Source organism: Corynebacterium sp. HMSC073D01 (genome assembly GCF_001815555.1).
GTDB classification, from domain to species: Bacteria; Actinomycetota; Actinomycetes; order Mycobacteriales; family Mycobacteriaceae; genus Corynebacterium; species Corynebacterium glucuronolyticum.
In genome coordinates this window covers 1-15372 of the sequence record NZ_KV821010.1, presented here as the reverse complement: position 1 = coordinate 15372, position 15372 = coordinate 1, and the positions used below count along the sequence as shown (strand labels likewise).

16 protein-coding genes, 1 tRNA gene, 2 pseudogenes and 1 riboswitch are annotated in these 15372 nt (G+C 60.8%); of the genes and pseudogenes, 8 read left to right on the top strand and 11 right to left on the bottom strand.

Annotated elements, in window-relative coordinates; all coding sequences use genetic code 11:
• Positions 1 to 100: 100 nt before the first annotated feature.
• The 4 genes from HMPREF3044_RS00105 to pgm all read right to left on the bottom strand — a co-directional run bounded on the left by HMPREF3044_RS00105 (position 101) and on the right by pgm (position 3315).
• A tRNA-Ala gene (locus tag HMPREF3044_RS00105) sits at positions 101 to 173 on the bottom strand.
• Between the two features lie 129 nt (positions 174 to 302).
• The gene (locus HMPREF3044_RS00100) at positions 303 to 1031 is read right to left on the bottom strand and encodes a DsbA family protein (protein WP_231286012.1); all 729 of its coding nucleotides are present in this window, start codon (positions 1029 to 1031) and stop codon (positions 303 to 305) included.
• A gap of 90 nt (positions 1032 to 1121) precedes the next feature.
• Positions 1122 to 1577 carry a MauE/DoxX family redox-associated membrane protein gene (locus tag HMPREF3044_RS00095; RefSeq protein ID WP_005388926.1) on the bottom strand — a complete coding sequence of 152 codons (456 nt, stop codon included), beginning with the start codon at positions 1575 to 1577 and terminating at the stop codon, positions 1122 to 1124.
• 76 nt (positions 1578 to 1653) lie between these two features.
• Positions 1654 to 3315 (bottom strand): phosphoglucomutase (alpha-D-glucose-1,6-bisphosphate-dependent), encoded by a 1662-nt coding sequence (gene pgm, locus HMPREF3044_RS00090; RefSeq protein ID WP_070738882.1) that lies wholly within the window; start codon positions 3313 to 3315, stop codon positions 1654 to 1656.
• A gap of 469 nt (positions 3316 to 3784) precedes the next feature.
• On the opposite strand from pgm, the gene HMPREF3044_RS00085 reads away from it, so the two are divergent.
• The 6 genes and pseudogenes from HMPREF3044_RS00085 (at position 3785) to HMPREF3044_RS00060 (ending at position 8067) form a co-directional block, all read left to right on the top strand.
• Positions 3785 to 5203 carry an alanine/glycine:cation symporter family protein gene (locus tag HMPREF3044_RS00085; RefSeq protein WP_005394240.1) on the top strand — a complete coding sequence of 473 codons (1419 nt, stop codon included), beginning with the start codon at positions 3785 to 3787 and terminating at the stop codon, positions 5201 to 5203.
• A gap of 13 nt (positions 5204 to 5216) precedes the next feature.
• Entirely contained in the window at positions 5217 to 5552 is a 336-nt protein-coding gene (locus HMPREF3044_RS00080; RefSeq protein ID WP_005388921.1) for a CrcB family protein, read from the top strand.
• Positions 5553 to 5554: 2 nt separating this feature from the next.
• Positions 5555 to 5893 (top strand): FluC/FEX family fluoride channel, encoded by a 339-nt coding sequence (locus HMPREF3044_RS00075; RefSeq protein WP_231286011.1) that lies wholly within the window; start codon positions 5555 to 5557, stop codon positions 5891 to 5893.
• A gap of 10 nt (positions 5894 to 5903) precedes the next feature.
• The gene (locus tag HMPREF3044_RS00070) at positions 5904 to 6206 is read left to right on the top strand and encodes a CrcB family protein (RefSeq protein ID WP_005388919.1); all 303 of its coding nucleotides are present in this window, start codon (positions 5904 to 5906) and stop codon (positions 6204 to 6206) included.
• Complete coding sequence (locus HMPREF3044_RS00065; RefSeq protein WP_005394239.1) at positions 6200 to 6532, top strand: fluoride efflux transporter FluC; 333 nt, start codon at positions 6200 to 6202, stop codon at positions 6530 to 6532. The genes HMPREF3044_RS00070 and HMPREF3044_RS00065 overlap by 7 nt, the downstream gene beginning before the upstream one ends.
• A 188-nt stretch (positions 6533 to 6720) precedes the next feature.
• Positions 6721 to 8067: pseudogene (locus tag HMPREF3044_RS00060) on the top strand (MFS transporter).
• 115 nt (positions 8068 to 8182) lie between these two features.
• On the opposite strand, the gene HMPREF3044_RS00055 reads toward HMPREF3044_RS00060, so the two are convergent.
• Genes HMPREF3044_RS00055 through HMPREF3044_RS00040 form a run of 4 tightly spaced genes read right to left on the bottom strand, consistent with a single transcriptional unit; the run spans position 8183 to position 10668 of the window.
• Positions 8183 to 8917 (bottom strand): energy-coupling factor ABC transporter ATP-binding protein, encoded by a 735-nt coding sequence (locus HMPREF3044_RS00055; RefSeq protein ID WP_005388914.1) that lies wholly within the window; start codon positions 8915 to 8917, stop codon positions 8183 to 8185.
• Entirely contained in the window at positions 8914 to 9627 is a 714-nt protein-coding gene (locus tag HMPREF3044_RS00050; protein ID WP_005388913.1) for an energy-coupling factor transporter transmembrane component T family protein, read from the bottom strand. The genes HMPREF3044_RS00055 and HMPREF3044_RS00050 overlap by 4 nt, the downstream gene beginning before the upstream one ends.
• Positions 9628 to 9631: 4 nt before the next feature.
• Entirely contained in the window at positions 9632 to 9982 is a 351-nt protein-coding gene (locus tag HMPREF3044_RS00045) for an energy-coupling factor ABC transporter substrate-binding protein (RefSeq protein ID WP_005388912.1), read from the bottom strand.
• A complete protein-coding gene (locus tag HMPREF3044_RS00040; protein ID WP_005388911.1) occupies positions 9979 to 10668 on the bottom strand; it encodes an energy-coupling factor ABC transporter permease in 690 nt (229 codons plus the stop codon). Before HMPREF3044_RS00040 ends, HMPREF3044_RS00045 begins: the two co-directional genes overlap by 4 nt.
• 69 nt (positions 10669 to 10737) lie before the next feature.
• A riboswitch (cobalamin riboswitch) is annotated at positions 10738 to 11005 on the bottom strand.
• Positions 11006 to 11215: 210 nt separating this feature from the next.
• Here HMPREF3044_RS00040 and HMPREF3044_RS00035 point away from each other — a divergent pair.
• Together HMPREF3044_RS00035 and HMPREF3044_RS00030 are read left to right on the top strand one after the other, a co-directional pair.
• Entirely contained in the window at positions 11216 to 11797 is a 582-nt protein-coding gene (locus HMPREF3044_RS00035) for a lipoprotein LpqH (RefSeq protein ID WP_005394233.1), read from the top strand.
• Positions 11798 to 12111: 314 nt separating this feature from the next.
• A pseudogene (locus tag HMPREF3044_RS00030) lies at positions 12112 to 12516 on the top strand (ATP-binding cassette domain-containing protein); the annotation flags it as partial.
• 104 nt (positions 12517 to 12620) lie between these two features.
• Here the strand turns inward: HMPREF3044_RS00030 and HMPREF3044_RS13030 are convergent.
• From HMPREF3044_RS13030 to HMPREF3044_RS00020, 3 genes are read right to left on the bottom strand one after another with little or no spacing between them, the layout of a single operon-like run.
• On the bottom strand, positions 12621 to 12776 hold the full coding sequence (locus HMPREF3044_RS13030) for a hypothetical protein (protein ID WP_005388902.1): 156 nt from the start codon (positions 12774 to 12776) through the stop codon (positions 12621 to 12623).
• Positions 12777 to 12830: 54 nt separating this feature from the next.
• On the bottom strand, positions 12831 to 14603 hold the full coding sequence (locus HMPREF3044_RS00025; RefSeq protein WP_005394232.1) for a hypothetical protein: 1773 nt from the start codon (positions 14601 to 14603) through the stop codon (positions 12831 to 12833).
• Entirely contained in the window at positions 14584 to 15156 is a 573-nt protein-coding gene (locus tag HMPREF3044_RS00020; RefSeq protein WP_005388898.1) for a DUF3558 domain-containing protein, read from the bottom strand. Before HMPREF3044_RS00020 ends, HMPREF3044_RS00025 begins: the two co-directional genes overlap by 20 nt.
• Positions 15157 to 15372 lie beyond the last annotated feature (216 nt).

The following is a 15372-nucleotide window of genomic DNA, read 5'->3' as shown; positions in this document are numbered from 1 at the left end:
AATGTGTGCCACAACTGCCCTGAATCCGCCCCACATATCAGGCTTACCGCCGCCACAAATAGCAAAATCCCCAGGCCATAAGGCCTGGGGATTTACTCAGTGGAGCTAACGGGATTCGAACCCGTGACCCCCACACTGCCAGTGTGGTGCGCTACCAGCTGCGCCATAGCCCCTAAGCTGCGATTTTCGCAACGAGAATTAATATACAGGCGCGCGGGGGGATAGGACAAATCGCCAGGTAGTTACCAAAAAAGGAGGCGTACAATGGCGCCCCCTTTGTCAGATCCGGTTCGGACGTTTACCTATTTGGCAGAAACCTCGTCCACCCAGTTTTCATCCAGCTCGACGTCGACGCCGTCCTTCAGCACGCGCGGCGTGGAAACCTGCCCCTTAGGATCGGCCGCCTTGAGCTTCTCAGCGTTCTCGGTAGCCACCTGCTTGTAATGCTCAATGTTGGAGCGGTCGCGGATAGCCTTCACCGCGTCAGCGGGGGCCCCGAGAGCCTCAGAGACATCGGCCATGTTATCGGCCTGCCACTTACCGTAAATCTCCTCCTGCTTTTCCAGCAGGGTTGTCCGCAGAGTCCAGTACGCCTTGGCATCACCGGCCTGAGCGAGCGCATCGGCAGAAGCGCCGGCGAGCGTGGAGTGCCCATCCTGGCCACGGTCGAGGAAGTTAAGCGAGCGGATATTCACCACGAGCTTGCCGTCCTCCACAGCCTTCTTCATGTCCCCATCGGAGCGTGCAGCGAGCTTGGCGCAGTAGCTACAGGAATAGTCCTCATACAGGTCAATCTGGGGAGTGTCCTCGGTGGCGTCTTTGCCCACCAGCTTGATGGCGTTGTCTTGGTACTGAACATCAAAGGCAACGTCTTGTACGTCTACTCCATCGAGGACCTTTTCCGTCTGAGCTGTCCTTCCCGTGAAGAGTATGTACCCGATAACGACTGCGATAACCAAGCCAAGGATGACCAGGGCCCAAATAAAGCCGTTGCCCCTCTCGTTTGGGTTCTTTACCCTCGTAGTGCTCACGATAGTCTCCTTCATCGAATGTTTTACTAACTTTTGCGGTCTATTATTGCATTACAGATGCTGTAGTCAGCACAAGGTGCCTGGTTACGGTCAAGCATAGACGGCCCATCGCGCAAACGGACGTTTCACGGTCCACGCCGCCATGATAAGGAAGAGGATGTCTTTTCCTATGCCTAACATGTACGTTCCTGCGCCTGCATCGGGATTTTCCCCACCCACGCCAAAGCAACCACAGTCAATGGTTAAGCCCCGTGCCCACGCCGAGGCGATGCCGATAGCAAATCCCACAAACATGAGTGCGGAAACGGCTGCCACAGGCCTGAGAAATACCCCCAGCAGCAAGAGGACCCCGAGGGCAAGTTCCGCCAGAGGCAAAACCGTGCCTATCATCTGGGCAACATCTACGGGGAATAGCTCGTAGGCCTCGACTGATTTCTTGGTTTCCACGGGATCAATGAACTTGAGGTAGCCACTGATAAGCCACACCGCAGCGAGCCCAAATCGGCACACTGCGGAGATGACGGCGAGAATTTTGGACGTGGTCACGTCAACTAATATATAACAGGGGCTATCAAATGCAATTCACCCCGGGAGAATCCGGGGTGAATTCACAGGATGCTAGTTACTTATTGCCAAGAACTCGTGAGATAAGCTCCTGAGCCTCGGACTGCACCTTCTTCAGGTGCTCTTCACCTTTGAAGCTTTCGGCGTAAATCTTGTACTTGTCCTCAGTGCCGGACGGGCGGGCGGCGAACCAGGCGTTCTCGGTTACGACCTTGAGACCACCGATGGCTGCACCGTTGCCTTTGGCTTCCGTCAGCTTTTCGACGATCTCCTCGCCAGCCAGCGTCGTTGCCGTCACTTGGTCGGGGCTCAGCTTCTTCAGGATTGCCTTCTGCTCACGGTTGGCTTCGGCATCTGTGCGGGCGTAGACCGGCGCGCCGAACTTCTCGGCGAAGGCGGCGTAGCGCTTCGACGGGGTTTCGTCGGTGACGGCGAGGATCTCCGAGGCGAGCAGGTCAAGGATGATGCCGTCCTTATCCGTCGACCACACGGTGCCATCCGTGCGGAGGAAGGATGCACCGGCGGATTCCTCGCCACCGAAACCGATGGAACCGTCGATAAGCCCGGGGACGAACCACTTGAAGCCGACGGGGACCTCGACGAGCGTGCGCCCCAGCGAGGCGACGACGCGGTCGATCATCGAAGAAGAGACGAGCGTCTTGCCCACGGCGGTCGACTCGGACCAGCCGGGGCGGTGGCTGAACAGGTACTCGATGGCGACGGCGAGGTAGTGGTTGGGGTTCATCAGTCCCGCGTCGGGGGTGACGATGCCGTGGCGGTCACTGTCCGCGTCGTTGCCCGTGGCGATGTCGTACTTGTCACGGTTGTGGATGAGGGAGGCCATGGCATTGGGGCTCGAGCAGTCCATTCGGATCTTGCCGTCGGTGTCGAGCGTCATGAAGCGCCAGGTGGGATCGACCTCGGGGTTCACCACCGTGAGGTGGAGGCCGTAGCGCTCGCCGATCGCACCCCAGTAGTCAACGGAGGCACCGCCCATGGGGTCTGCGCCGATGGAAATCTGCGAATCCGCGATGGCCTTCAGGTCCACCACATGGGGCAGATCCTCCACGTAGTGGCCGAGGAAGTCGAAGGCCTGCGCGCGCTGATCGGTGACCGATTCCACCGAGACGCGTTTGACATCCGCAAGGCCACTGAGGAGCAGTTCGTTGGCGCGGTCGGCGATCCAGTCCGTCGCATCCGTGCCTGCCGGGCCACCCGTCGGCGGGTTGTATTTGAAACCACCGTCGCGGGGCGGGTTGTGCGAGGGGGTGATGACGATGCCGTCGGAGCGCTTCGCGTCGGTGCCGGTCACACCGCCGGGAAGCTCCTTGTTGTACTGCAGGATCGCGTGGCTGACCGCAGGGGTCGGGGTGTAGGCACCCTTGTCGTCGACAAGCACCTCCACATCGTTGGCCAGCAGAACCTCCATCGCGGTGAGCATCGCCGGTTCACTCAGGGCGTGGGTGTCGCGGCCGATGAAAACGGGGCCCTCGATGTGCTCCTTCGCGCGATATTCCACGATCGCCTGCGTGGTGGCGAGGATGTGATCCTCGTTGAAGGCGGTATCCAGGCTGGAACCGCGGTGCCCGGAGGTACCGAAGCTGACCTGCTGGTCGGGGTTTTCGGGGTCCGGCTTGTTGCTGTAGTAGGCCTTGGTCACGGCCTCAACATCGATGAGGTCTTCCTCACGTGCGGGCTGGCCTGCTCTTTCGTGCGCCATGTGATCGTTTCTCCTTCACTTTCCGGCCGCTTTCCGGTGCCGCCGTCTCGGGGCGTGCCGTCTGGCATACCGTCGTTTTGGTCTCACCTTCCATCTTGGCCTGTTTCTTTACTTTTTGCAGCAATACCGCGCCGCTCCACCCCGGCCGGAACGTGCACCCTGCCTTCCCGGCCTTACCCTCCAATAGTTGGCTTCCCCGTGGCGCTGTCGGCAGCGTGGCGACGCCGGAGCGGAGGCGACGCAGACGAGGCGGCAGAGTGGCGACACTGCGGTGGAGGCGACGGCCCGCGATAGCATTCCCCCCGTTCGCACATCCGGACTCCCGTCACACCAGCGATTACCCCCGCATGAGGGAAAAATGTGTTCAACTAATTGGCAAAACGGGCACGCCACTGGAAAATATTCCCAATCTTTTCTCCCCTAAGAAAAGATTAACTACATAATGACTGCACAATAAAGGAGGGCTCAGATGGAATCCATCATGGACACCTTAAACTCCGTGGATTCAGTGGTGTGGGGCCCTTTACTCCTCATCCCACTGCTCTTGGGAACCGGCCTGTGGCTGACAATTCGGCTACGCGGCCTGCAATTCAGAAAGATGATCGTCGCCTTTAGGCACGGGCTCATTGACCCCGGCGATCCGACCGGCGAAGGCGACATCACCAACTACCAGGCACTCACCACCGCCCTCGCCGCAACCGTCGGAGTTGGCAACATCGTCGGTGTCGCCACCGCCCTGTCTATCGGTGGCCCCGGCGCGCTCATGTGGATGTGGGTCACCGGACTTGTCGGCATGGCAAGTAAATACACAGAGGCCTACCTCGGCGTCCGCTTCCGCGAGGAAGACTCCACCGGGCACATCCTCGGTGGCCCCATGAAGTACCTGCGCAAAGGCATCGGCGGAAGGAAGGGCGTGGTACTTTCTCTCGCCTTCGGTATCTTCGCCGTGATCGCCTCTTTCGGCATCGGCAACCTCACGCAGGCTAATGCCGTCGCCGTGGCGATGCACGATGCCTTCGGCCTCGAACCCGTGGCCACGGGTGTCATCCTGTTCTTCCTCATCGGCATGGTGCTCCTCGGCGGCATCGAAACGATTGGCAGGGTGACCAGCGCCTTCGTCCCGCTCATGATCATCATCTACATCGCCGGCGGCACCGTCGTGCTTATCGCCAACGCCTCCGGCATCCCCGGCGCGCTGGCGCTCATCTTCCATGACGCGTTCACCGGCACCGCCGCCACCGGCGGGTTTGTTGGCTCCACGATCATGGTCGCCCTGCAGATGGGTGTCGCCCGCGGCATCTTCTCCAACGAGTCCGGCATGGGCTCCGCCGCCATCGCCGCCGCCGCCGCGCAGACGAACCACCCCGTACGCCAGGGACTTGTCTCCATGACGCAGACCTTCATCGACACGCTCGTCGTGGTCACCTTCACCGGCCTCACCATCATCACCACCGGCGCGTGGACGATGGGAGCCAGCGAGGCAGGGTCCATGACGGCGGAGGCCTTCTCACGTGGACTACCGGGCCACTGGGGCGGAACCATCGTCTCCGTGTCCACCATGTTCTTCGCCTTCTCCACCATCGTGGCGTGGGCCTACTACGGCGAGCGCTGCCTCATCGCCCTCGTCGGCATGCACGGCTCACTTCCCTACCGCATGATCTTCACCTGCGTCGTGTTCGTCGGCGCGATCTCCGAGATCCAGGTGGCCTGGGTTCTCGCCGATATCGCAAACGGCCTCATGGCGATTCCGAACCTCATCGGCCTTTTGCTACTATCAGGACTTGTAGCAAGAGAAACCAAGGACTATTTGAACTTCGACCCGCTGCTGCGGAAGGATCCCGCCTCCGTGGAAGAGTTCAACGCCCGCCACATACCAGAATGGACGTGATTTCCTTCCCGCCATGAGCCTGAAAAATGCGCTAATCGTCGGATGCGGCGCAGCCCTCGGCTCCATGGCGCGGCAAGGCACCGTCCTCCTCCTCGGCCCCAGCTTCGTCACCGTCACGCTGATCAACATCTGCGGATGTTTCGCCATCGGTGCGATGAAGCCGGGGCCGTTTTGGACGATTGGGTTCCTCGGCGGGTTTTCCTCCTATTCCACCTACCTCGTCATGACCTACCAAGCAGAAAGCGCCGCCTACCTGGTAAGCGAGGTAATTTTTTGCCTCGGCGCGTGGTTTTTAGGCGACGTCGTCCATGACCATCTGCGCCGCGCCCACGAGAAAGCGGAGGCGTAGCCGTGGTGTGCTGGAGTTTCCTCATCGTCGCCGCCGGCGGGTTCGCCGGGGGCATCATCCGCTACGTGCTGACCAGCGCGCTCGGGAACCTCTGGGGCATCGCGATGGCGAATTCGCTGGCGTGTTTCCTCGTCGGGGCGGGCACCACGCACGGTGCCCTCAACCTCATCGTGACGGCCGGTGTTGCTGCGGCGTTATCCACGTGGCCGGCGCTTGCTGCGGAGCTCGGCCGCGAACTCAAATCCGGGCGCTACCTTCTGTTTGCGTTCTATTTAGGCGCGAACCTGGCGCTCGGCAACCTCGCTGCCTACCTGGGGGGGCTCGCCGCTGCCCCGTGGTAGGTTGTCACGTGTGGAAAAACTGACAATTGCGCTCGCTGCTGGGTTCGGTGCGCTCGCCCGCTACGCGCTCACCGCGCTGCCCGCAGGTGATGCGCTCACCCTCGTGGCGATTAACGCCGTGGGGTGCCTCCTCATCGGCGCCAAGCCCTCGCCCGCGTGGTGGTCGACGGGGTTCCTCGGCGGGTTCACCTCGTTTTCCACGTACATGCTCATCAGCTTCACCGACCGCTCGGCGCTGTACCTCTTTGCTTCCGCTGTTATCTGTGTTGCCGCTTGGTTTGCGGGGGACGCTATTCGGAGGCGCACATGCTGACCGCGCTCGGAGTATTCGTCGGGGGAGCCATCGGTGGTCTCCTGCGTTACGGTTGCACGCGGTGGCTCGGCAGCCGCGGCGGTGTGCTCGTCGCCAACCTTGTCGCCTGCTATGTTCTCGGCTTGTCGACGCTCCTTTCCTTCCACCCTGCGCTTGTGGCCACCGGGCTCGCTGGGGCGCTGTCTACGTGGTCGACGCTTGCCAAGGAGACAGGACTCCTCATCCAAAAACATCAGTGGCGCGCTCTTTTTTGGTTCGCGGGTGCGCACATCGGGGGCGGGCTGCTCGCCATGTCTTTCGCCCACCGAACGGTTTTAGGGCTCTAGCGAGGGGTTAATCTAAATTTAACCTCAATGACATTTCCTCGTAATGTACTGGCGTTTTCCGGTTTATAATGCAATCAACAATCGGAACGACCACCCCCATTACTTTTTATTGCCGTCGCCTGCAAATACACTACGGATAAGTAACCTACTTTCCGGTAGGTAAGTGTATTTTCGGTGATAGGGGCCCTATGTCATTCCGCTCCGCGCCCCCGGCTGCACCCCGCATCCCCGAGGAGCGCCTCGACAAAACATACAAGACATGGCGTTTCAACGTCTTCATGGGAATCTTCCTTGGATACGCGGCGTTCTACCTCATCAGGAACAACGTCTCGCTCGTTTCCGCCATCCTGAAGGAACACGGCCTCATGAATGCCGTCGGCATCGGCATCGTTGCCAACGCCGTACTGTTCGCCTACGGGTTGAGCAAATTCTTCATGGCCATGCTCTCGGACCGTTCCAACGCGCGCTACTTCATGCCACTGGGGCTCGCCCTGTCTGCGGTGATGAACCTGTTCATTGCCTCCGTCCCCGGGATCACCGGGATCCATTACCCTGTTCGCCACCCTCATGTTCATCAACGGGTGGTTCCAAGGCATGGGCTGGCCTCCGTCTGGCCGCGTGCTTGTGCACTGGTTCTCCACCAGTGAACGCGGCTGGAAGACATCCATCTGGAACTGCGCCCACAACGTCGGCGGTGGCGGACTCGGGTTCCTCTCCGCGTGGGCACTCACGACGTTCGCCACAGACGAGGCCGACTGGCGCCCGGCCTTCTACGTGCCGGCCATCGTCGCCCTCACCATCGCCGTCATCGCCTTCCTCCTAATCCGCGTCCGCCCGGAGGCAATCGGCCTGCCCCCGATCGAGGAATACCACGACGATCCCGCCAAGGTCGAGAGCGTCGACACCGCCGAGGGCACGTGGCTGCAGGTGGTCACCCACCACGTGCTGACCAACCCGATCATTGTCATGCTCGCGCTGGCCAATGTGTTCATCTACACGGTGCGCTACGGCGTGCTCAACTGGATCCCGATCTACCTCAGCGAGCGCACCGATACCGCCAATATTTCCGACGGCATCATCGGCTTCGCTGTTTACGAGCTTGCCGGCATCCTCGGCACGCTGCTCATCGGGTGGCTCTCAGACACGGTGTTCCACGGCTGGCGCTCCGGCGCAGGCATCCTCGCCCTCGTCGTCGTCGGAATCGCCCTGTTTGCCTACTGGCAGCTCCCGCCGACCGCCCTGCTGTGGCTGTTCTATCTCCTCATCGCCATCATCGGCGGGTTCATCTACGGCCCGGTCATGCTCATCGGTCTGCAGGCCATCGACCTGTCGCCCGCCAACGTTGCGGGCACTGCTGCCGGGTTCACCGGCCTGTTCGGCTACCTGTTGGGTACCACCTTGGCATCCTCCGGCGTGGGACTGCTCATCCACAACTTCGGGTGGAACGTCACCTACCTGTTCCTCCTCGGCGTTGTCGTGGTCCCGTCATTCTCATGGTGATCGTCGGCAAGCGCGAACGCGCGCTTATGCACTAACGCCTCCACGAGCCCGCAAAGAAAGACCGAGCGAGAAAGATATCGGCAGAGCATAAGCAGCACAAGGCCGCAGGTGTCAGTACTCACACTGACACCTGCGGCCGATGTCTATTTTTTATACGTCTTCGGGACGACGCACAGCTCGCCCAAGTGCATCGCTCACCACCGGCGCCCACGGCAACCGCAGGTGGGCTGCGGGAAGCAGCTCCAGGCCCCACGGATGCAGGGTGCCTTTGTGAAGGATGCGTATCTCATCGGCAAACTCGTAGGCGAAATCGATCTCGTGGGTGGTGAAGATAATCCCCACGTTTTCAATGCGACTCAGTGCCTGCGTGAGCAGATCTGCCGCGTAGTAGTCGAGGCCTGCCGTCGGCTCGTCGAGGAGAATATAGCGCGGCTGCATAGCAAGCGCCCCGGCGAGCGCAACGAGCTTCTTCTGTCCAAAGGAGAGCTGGTGCGGGACGCGGTGAGCGAGATCCGCGATTCCGAGCTGCTCCATTGCCGATTGCGCCCGCGCCTGCACCTCATCCTGAGGCAGGCCCAGATTCATGGGACCGAAGCAGACATCCGATTCCACCGACGTGGAAATCAGGTGCGCGTCCGGTTCCTGCAAAACAAGCTGTACCTTCTCGCGGTGGGCCGTGCGACCCTTGCGGGAGTAGTCGAGCGCTGTGCCGTCAACAAGCACGCTGCCGGAGGAAGGTTTGAGGGCACCGGCGAGAACACGGAAGAGGGTGGTTTTCCCGGATCCGTTTGCCCCCACAATGCCCAGCCGGGAGCCCACCGTAACGGAGACGTCGAGACCGTCCAGGACGGCGTCGACAAGAATGTTGGTACCTTGAAGGCTCATACCGTAACGCCTAGCACACTAACCGCAACCAGCACCAGCCCGATGAGGACCAACCGCAGGGGCCGTGCCGGCGCGTAGGAATGAAAAGTTTTAATATCCAGCGGATCCGCCCGCAGCTCCAGAGCCTCCTGCATCGAGCGCGCACGCATAAAGGCGACGACGAAAAGGGAGGCCCCGATGAGCCCCGTGGAGTGAATCCGCGTGGAGAACGTGCGTTCTGCCAGGCGCTGCGCGGCCGCATCCCGCATACTCACCGATGTTTGCCACAGGGCGCCGACCATCCGGTAAATGATCTGCACCACGTAGGTGAGGCTGACGGGGACGTGGACGCGTCGCGCCCAGGAGATGATGTCCGACAGTGGCGTTGTGCAGGCGAACAGCAGAGTTCCAGAGGCTGCCACCACACAGCGCCACCACACGGACGCGGCGTGAGATGCTCCGCCGGGGACGTAGACAATGCCGTGGCTGGTGAGGTTCCACACCAGCGCCAACATTCCCACACCCACGAAGACTGCGTTGAAACCGAGGATCGGGAGATAGAGCTTCAGTGGGGGCCTAGCCCAGAAGAAGCTGATGATCAACGGCACGGCCACCACGGTGGGATTAACCGCGACGGCGCAGACCGTGAGCCCGACGAACAGGAGCATTTTCTCCGCCGTTGGTACACGGGAGATAGGCGAGCTCGCAGCCGCCGCTTCGAGCTCAAACATCGGGCTACTCGACGCTCGTCAGCGGCGCGTCTCCCGATCCGGTGACGCTGTTGGAGGTGGAAACTGCACCCGACTCCGTCACGTTCTTGCGACGTGCCTTGTAGAAGCCCAGCACGTAGCCTACGAAGCCAGCGCCTAGCGCAGCCTGCAGGGCGAACAGTCCGGACTCGACTTCGCCGGGAAGCTCCGGCTGCCACTCAAACCACGGCTCGTAGCCGGGGTTCTCCTGCTCAATGAGGTCGCCGCCCTTGTCGTCGGCACCACCAAAGTCAGCATCGTTGCCCGCCACGAAGAACGGCAGAACGACGAGGAAGACGATGGCGATAATGGAAAGAATTAGATTCCTGGTTTTCACGCCGTGACCTCCTGTGCGCGCTGAGCGGACGTATGAGCAGGGCGCAGGAAGCCCAGGGATGTCAGCTCCGGGATGGCGACCTTCTCCAGCGTCTTAATGATGATGACGGTGATGATCGCTTCCACCAGGGCCAGCGGCACCTGGGTCGGGGCGAACAGTGCGAGGAAGGTGCCGGCGGATTGCAGGAGGCCACCCTCGTGGTGTGCGAGTGCGAGCTGCAGCGCCGTCGTGGCGTACGTGCCCACGTTGGCAAGGAACACGCCGAGGAACACCGCCGCAGTCTGGTTCCACTTACGCAGCCCCACGAATACGCCGTAGGCCACCCACGGGCCGACGATCGCCATGGAGAAGATGTTTGCGCCCAATGTTGTGATTCCGCCGTGGGCGAGAAGCAGCGCTTGGAAGAGCAACACGATGGCACCAAGCACCGCCATGACCGGCGGTTTGAAGAGGATCGCCCCCAGAGGCGTACCCGTCGGGTGGGATGAGGATCCCGTCACCGACGGCATTTTAATGGCGCTCAGCACGAAGCTGAATGCGCCCGCTGCGCCGAGCAGCATTGCCGTTTCCGGCTTTTCCTTAATTTGTTTTTGCACTTTGTAAGCGCCGTAGACCACAAACGGCGTCGCCGCTACGGCCCACCCAACGCAGTGCTCAACAGGCAAAAAGCCCTCTGCAATATGCATAGGATTGGTGTCCTTTATGAATTCCGGTAACCGGTACCTCGCCAGTCACAAACTGAATTGTTTCTTACCAAAGCGCCCTCCGCCGGTAGCCGGTCTCCTGGCTTAGCCCCTCCCCGCGCGCAGTCGCGCGGACCCGATAACCTTTCAGCCTTCCCACGCGTCGCAAGCGACCGCAGTGACCAACGATGCCCCACGCAGGACGTGCACACCGTTTCCAAAGTCTCAGGCGCGGGCCGAAGCCCACGTTGAAGCCACACAGTGACGAGGATCGCTCCCGGGTCGCACCGGGATTCCCGTTCACTACCGTGAAATGAACACTTCGGTGGTTAGGATACTCCCCCTCACAGACAATTCCAATAGTTCCCCCGCAGCCACGACCGGAATCAGCCACAGGACAGACACACTCCCTCCCGCGTTCACCCCAGGAACGGCACCCCAGAAACAAACACCCACCCAAAGGTTTTTTCGCGGACAATACTTTGCACTTGCTAGGTATCTTCTATAGATTGGTGTTGAACACATTTTCACAAATTGGAAGGTTGACATTATGAACGTGACGAAGAAGATGGCCGCCGTTCTCGCCACTGCCACCCTGGCACTCGGACTGACCGCGTGTGGCGACGGATCCGAGACGGAGACTGTGACCGAGACCGCCCCGGCCACCACGGTCACCACGGACAAGGATGCCAACACCACGGCGCGCGACAACGACAAGGATGACGACAAGGACGACGCATCCGAGTCCTCGGCAGCGGCCGCATCCAGCGAGAAAGCCCCGTCCATCACCATCGACGGCAAGCAGGTTTCGGGCACGTTCACGCCCGTCCACTGCACCCTCGACACCGACGGTGGCCAGCAGGAGCTGAACATCGACGCGGGCGACAAGTCCGATAACGCCGAGCGCGATGAGCTCGAGGTTGAGATCACCGATCCCGAGGGCACGCCACGCCTGACCGGCCTGTCGGTGGAGCGCGCAAACGACAAGGAGTTTGAACTCACCGACGCGCAGGAAAACGCCGCCACGGTAACCAAGGACGGCTCCACCTGGACGATCACCGGTGAGGGTCACTACGACGACGATGAGTCCACCGCTATCCCCTTCGACGTGAAGGTGAGCTGCCCGGCATAACTCGCCACAACGGGCGCACTGCCCCGCAGACACATCACCCCCGATCCCAGCCGACGGAAAGGCTGTGACCGGGGGTTCATTCGTTTGTAGAACCCCCGACTATCCCGCTGTCCACCCCCACGCGGCACTTTTGCTCACAAAAATCCGACTATTAGGGTGAGAGGGGCCGCCCCACCGGCGGCCCCTACCCAAACCGTAACGGCAGCACGCCAACCCGACGCGCACCGCCGAAAACTAGCAGCTAGGAGTATCCGTGGACCTCGTGGAGCTCGCACGGTGGCAATTCGCCATCACTACCGTGTACCGGCCCCAACGGTTCCGGGAAATCGACGCTCATAGGGGCACTCATCGGCGCGCTACCCATCGAAGGCGGCACCATCGAATACAAGGGCACGCCGCCTCATTCCATGACGCGGCACGACATCGCTATGACCGTCGCGGTCGTCGCACAAGCAGACGAGGCGGGGCTTCCCCTCCCCGTGCGCAACTCCGTTGCGCTGGGCAGGCTCCCGTTTCGGCGCGGGTACGCGGCTATCGAAAGCGCCGAGGATGCGCGGCGGGTGGAGGAGGCGCTGCAGACCACCAATCTCACCCATAAGAAAGCATGCCTGACCACGGAGTTATCAGACGGTGAGCGGCAGCCAGTGGCGATTACCCGGGCGCTTGCCCAGGACACGGATTTTTTGCTCCTCGACGAGCCGGGAAACACCTCGATCTGAAGATTCAACTCGATCTTCTGGAGCTGATCAAAAACGCCGGCTAGACGACGGTCCTCGTTCTCCACGATCTCAACCTCGCCGCCCGATACTGTGACAATGTTCTCCTACTTGACCAGGGTAAATCCGTTTGTTTTGGGGCGCCGAGCGACGTATTGACACCGCAATGCATCCAAGAGGTGTTCGGTGTGCGGGCCACGCCCGTCGACGTCGAGGGCATCCGCCGGTTCGTGTTCATGCCCGTGCTGTAAGCGCGCGAACATGCGTCACGCTCCTCCCTTACCGGGTAGGAGCGTGATTTTTTGTTGTGTAGGTGATTAGTTCCTCGCCCATGCGCCGATGGTGCCGGGGACCATGGGTGGCGTCTCTCCGAGGATTGCTTTGGTATTGGCGTCTTGCTCCAACTCGGAGAGGACGGTTTTCACTGCCCGGGACTTCTTCCGATCCTTGTGTGCTCCCATGCCCACGGGCATCATGCCGCGGCCGAAGCCACCTGCAGAACGGCCACCGGCACCACTACTGGCGCTGCCTGTTCCCAGGCTTCCGCGTGGCACGCCAGCCGAACCACCACCTTTTCCTCCGACCTCTGACAGGTTCGGGAGCTTACCGGTACCTGTTCCCGCAGCACCTACACCGCCACTGGAAACACCTGCACCAAAGCCGTTTGCTACACGCCCGCCTTTCTTCGGACGCTCGGTTGTGGGCCGGGATGGCCCAGCTATGGATGAGCCTCGCCCGGCTACAGCTGCCGGGCGCGTGACGGCGCGCCTCGGATTGGTGGCGGTCTTCTTGGTACCTCCGCGGCCTGCTCCTGCACCCTGACCTGCCCGACGGGCAACGGGGACGGCGCCACCTCCCCTCTGGGTAGTACCTATGACTGAGGCGTGCGGAACTCCGCCGATCCCCGGTGCACCAATAGAAGAAGCAAGACTCGCACCTGGTACAGGCCCTACACCAGACGATAGCGCGCTGTTTCCAGGCGCTGGTGCTACGGCCTGGGTGACGGTGGGCGCGGCACTGCCGGCGACTGTGGCCTGCCCACCGCTGGTGTCGCCGTGGGTGGCACCACTTAATTGTTGTGCTGCGTGTACGAGAGCTGAGTCCGGGTTGCCGATGCGGATTTTTTCCAGCTGCCCGTCAAAGTCCCGCTTCGATTGGGTGGCTAGATCCTCCAGTTCTGCCTCCAGTGCCCCGCCAGAAGACGGTGGGACAACGGCGTCGAGAAGCGAACCAACGCGAGGCTCAGCCAGCGACAACAGTGGGGGCATGGCGACCTTGGCGTAGGCCAGAAGTGCCAGCCGCTCTTGTAGCTCACGGGCACCGGGGATGGGGTTTGTCATCACCGATCCGTTGATTGCACCGGCGGCTGCACTGCCAAGCTTGTGTGTCAGGCCCATCCGCCCGGACCACCTGGCCATCGCCTCCGCGTTCAAGCCGAAGGACTCGGTCGCCTCGCTTGTCACCCGCAGCTTATCGACGATGGCGTCGATCACCTCGCCGCGGTTGGCACTGGCAATGTCGTTGGCGATGATGCGCAAGCGATCGGTCGCATCGACCATCGACGCGTGCAATCCCTTCCACGCCGTGGTTGCTTCCCCGATGGCGGACGTGTGGGTGGTGAAGTAGTCCCGCAGAAGCGCGATGACACTCCGTGGTGGAATGACGACTTTAGCGCCCACGGCGACGGGCACCGGTGTCATATGTTCCGGAAGGGCTATAACACCCAGTTTTTCAGCCGGCACAGAGCCTGAACCCGTCCCTTCCCCGCAAGCCCCGTGCAGCCGATCCAGCGACCGGGTGAACACATCCTCCTGCGCCTCAAATCCTTGCACAGTCGCTTCCAGGCCTCGGGCAAGCCCGCCGATGACCTCCCCCAATCCCTGAACGACGGCACGCGCGGATCCCGGCCCCGAGTCCAGGACACCCGCGTGCTCCCTCCCCAACTGATCCAGGCCGGAGACGCGGGTGAAGCCGAGAAGGCGGGAATTTCCTAATCCTAGCCTGACGAGGTTTTTCACGGATACCGATACAGCTTGAACATCTCGAATTCCCTGGGTCAATTGGTCACGGTCAATTTGCACGGTACTCATTTAGCTTCTCCCCGATTAATAGATCAAAATACATTTCTGCTTGAAGACATTCCTCGAAAACTGGCAAATCGTCCAGGGGCGGTGAGCTGAAACCCACTTCTACTGTCCCCCGTGGTGTTTCCGCGGCTATCCTGCAAAAGTCGTCAATCTCGTCATCTTTAAAAGCGAGTGCTGGTTGCTTTTTGGAATCCACTTCATAATCCAGTGGAGAAGCTTCCGCTTCCAGGGTCGCAAGTTTGTACGCGGCTCCAGAAAGATGGATAACGCCCTGGTTAGAGGTCATGAATGAACAACTGTCGAGTCCCTCTGCATCTGGAACTCTATACGGGTTCTCCCATCTTTCAATACCGTGATCGGCTAATGTTTGGTCGCTGACTTCTTGGCAAGGTTGAGCGAGCTCAAAGTCTGGATCCCAGCGGTCAAAAAGGTAGGGCTCGTCTTCTGGTGCAAGGCCCTCCTCCACGCCCAAAAGTTTGGCGCAGCCGGTGATGGTGAGCAGTGGTAAGAGCAGAAGTAGTACGGTGTTCGTCACTTTGGTGGGGGTTCGGACCATGGGGCCTCCTTTGCCGATGAGAAGATGCCTTCACCACTTAGACGCGGTATGAGACCGCTTTGGTTCCGTTAATTTTGAAAAATCTGGTCCGAGCGAAACACAGTGAATGTAAACGAAGTAAACCACTCTTAGAAGAACACCGCAGGACAAGTGTGCCTAATGAAATTGGAGTGTGGGTATGCGAAAAAAAGGGAGGAGCAGAGATTGTTTCTCTGC

Coding starts and splice junctions, on each gene's coding strand:
- HMPREF3044_RS00035 (WP_005394233.1), top strand. CDS start 11,216: ATGAACGTGACGAAGAAGATGGCCGCCGTTCTCGCCACTGCCACCCTG.
- HMPREF3044_RS00085 (WP_005394240.1), top strand. CDS start 3,785: ATGGAATCCATCATGGACACCTTAAACTCCGTGGATTCAGTGGTGTGG.
- HMPREF3044_RS00040 (WP_005388911.1), bottom strand. CDS start 10,668: ATGCATATTGCAGAGGGCTTTTTGCCTGTTGAGCACTGCGTTGGGTGG.
- HMPREF3044_RS13030 (WP_005388902.1), bottom strand. CDS start 12,776: ATGTTCGCGCGCTTACAGCACGGGCATGAACACGAACCGGCGGATGCC.
- HMPREF3044_RS00025 (WP_005394232.1), bottom strand. CDS start 14,603: ATGAGTACCGTGCAAATTGACCGTGACCAATTGACCCAGGGAATTCGA.
- HMPREF3044_RS00020 (WP_005388898.1), bottom strand. CDS start 15,156: ATGGTCCGAACCCCCACCAAAGTGACGAACACCGTACTACTTCTGCTC.
- HMPREF3044_RS00055 (WP_005388914.1), bottom strand. CDS start 8,917: ATGAGCCTTCAAGGTACCAACATTCTTGTCGACGCCGTCCTGGACGGT.
- HMPREF3044_RS00050 (WP_005388913.1), bottom strand. CDS start 9,627: ATGTTTGAGCTCGAAGCGGCGGCTGCGAGCTCGCCTATCTCCCGTGTA.
- pgm (WP_070738882.1), bottom strand. CDS start 3,315: ATGGCGCACGAAAGAGCAGGCCAGCCCGCACGTGAGGAAGACCTCATC.
- HMPREF3044_RS00065 (WP_005394239.1), top strand. CDS start 6,200: ATGCTGACCGCGCTCGGAGTATTCGTCGGGGGAGCCATCGGTGGTCTC.
- HMPREF3044_RS00080 (WP_005388921.1), top strand. CDS start 5,217: ATGAGCCTGAAAAATGCGCTAATCGTCGGATGCGGCGCAGCCCTCGGC.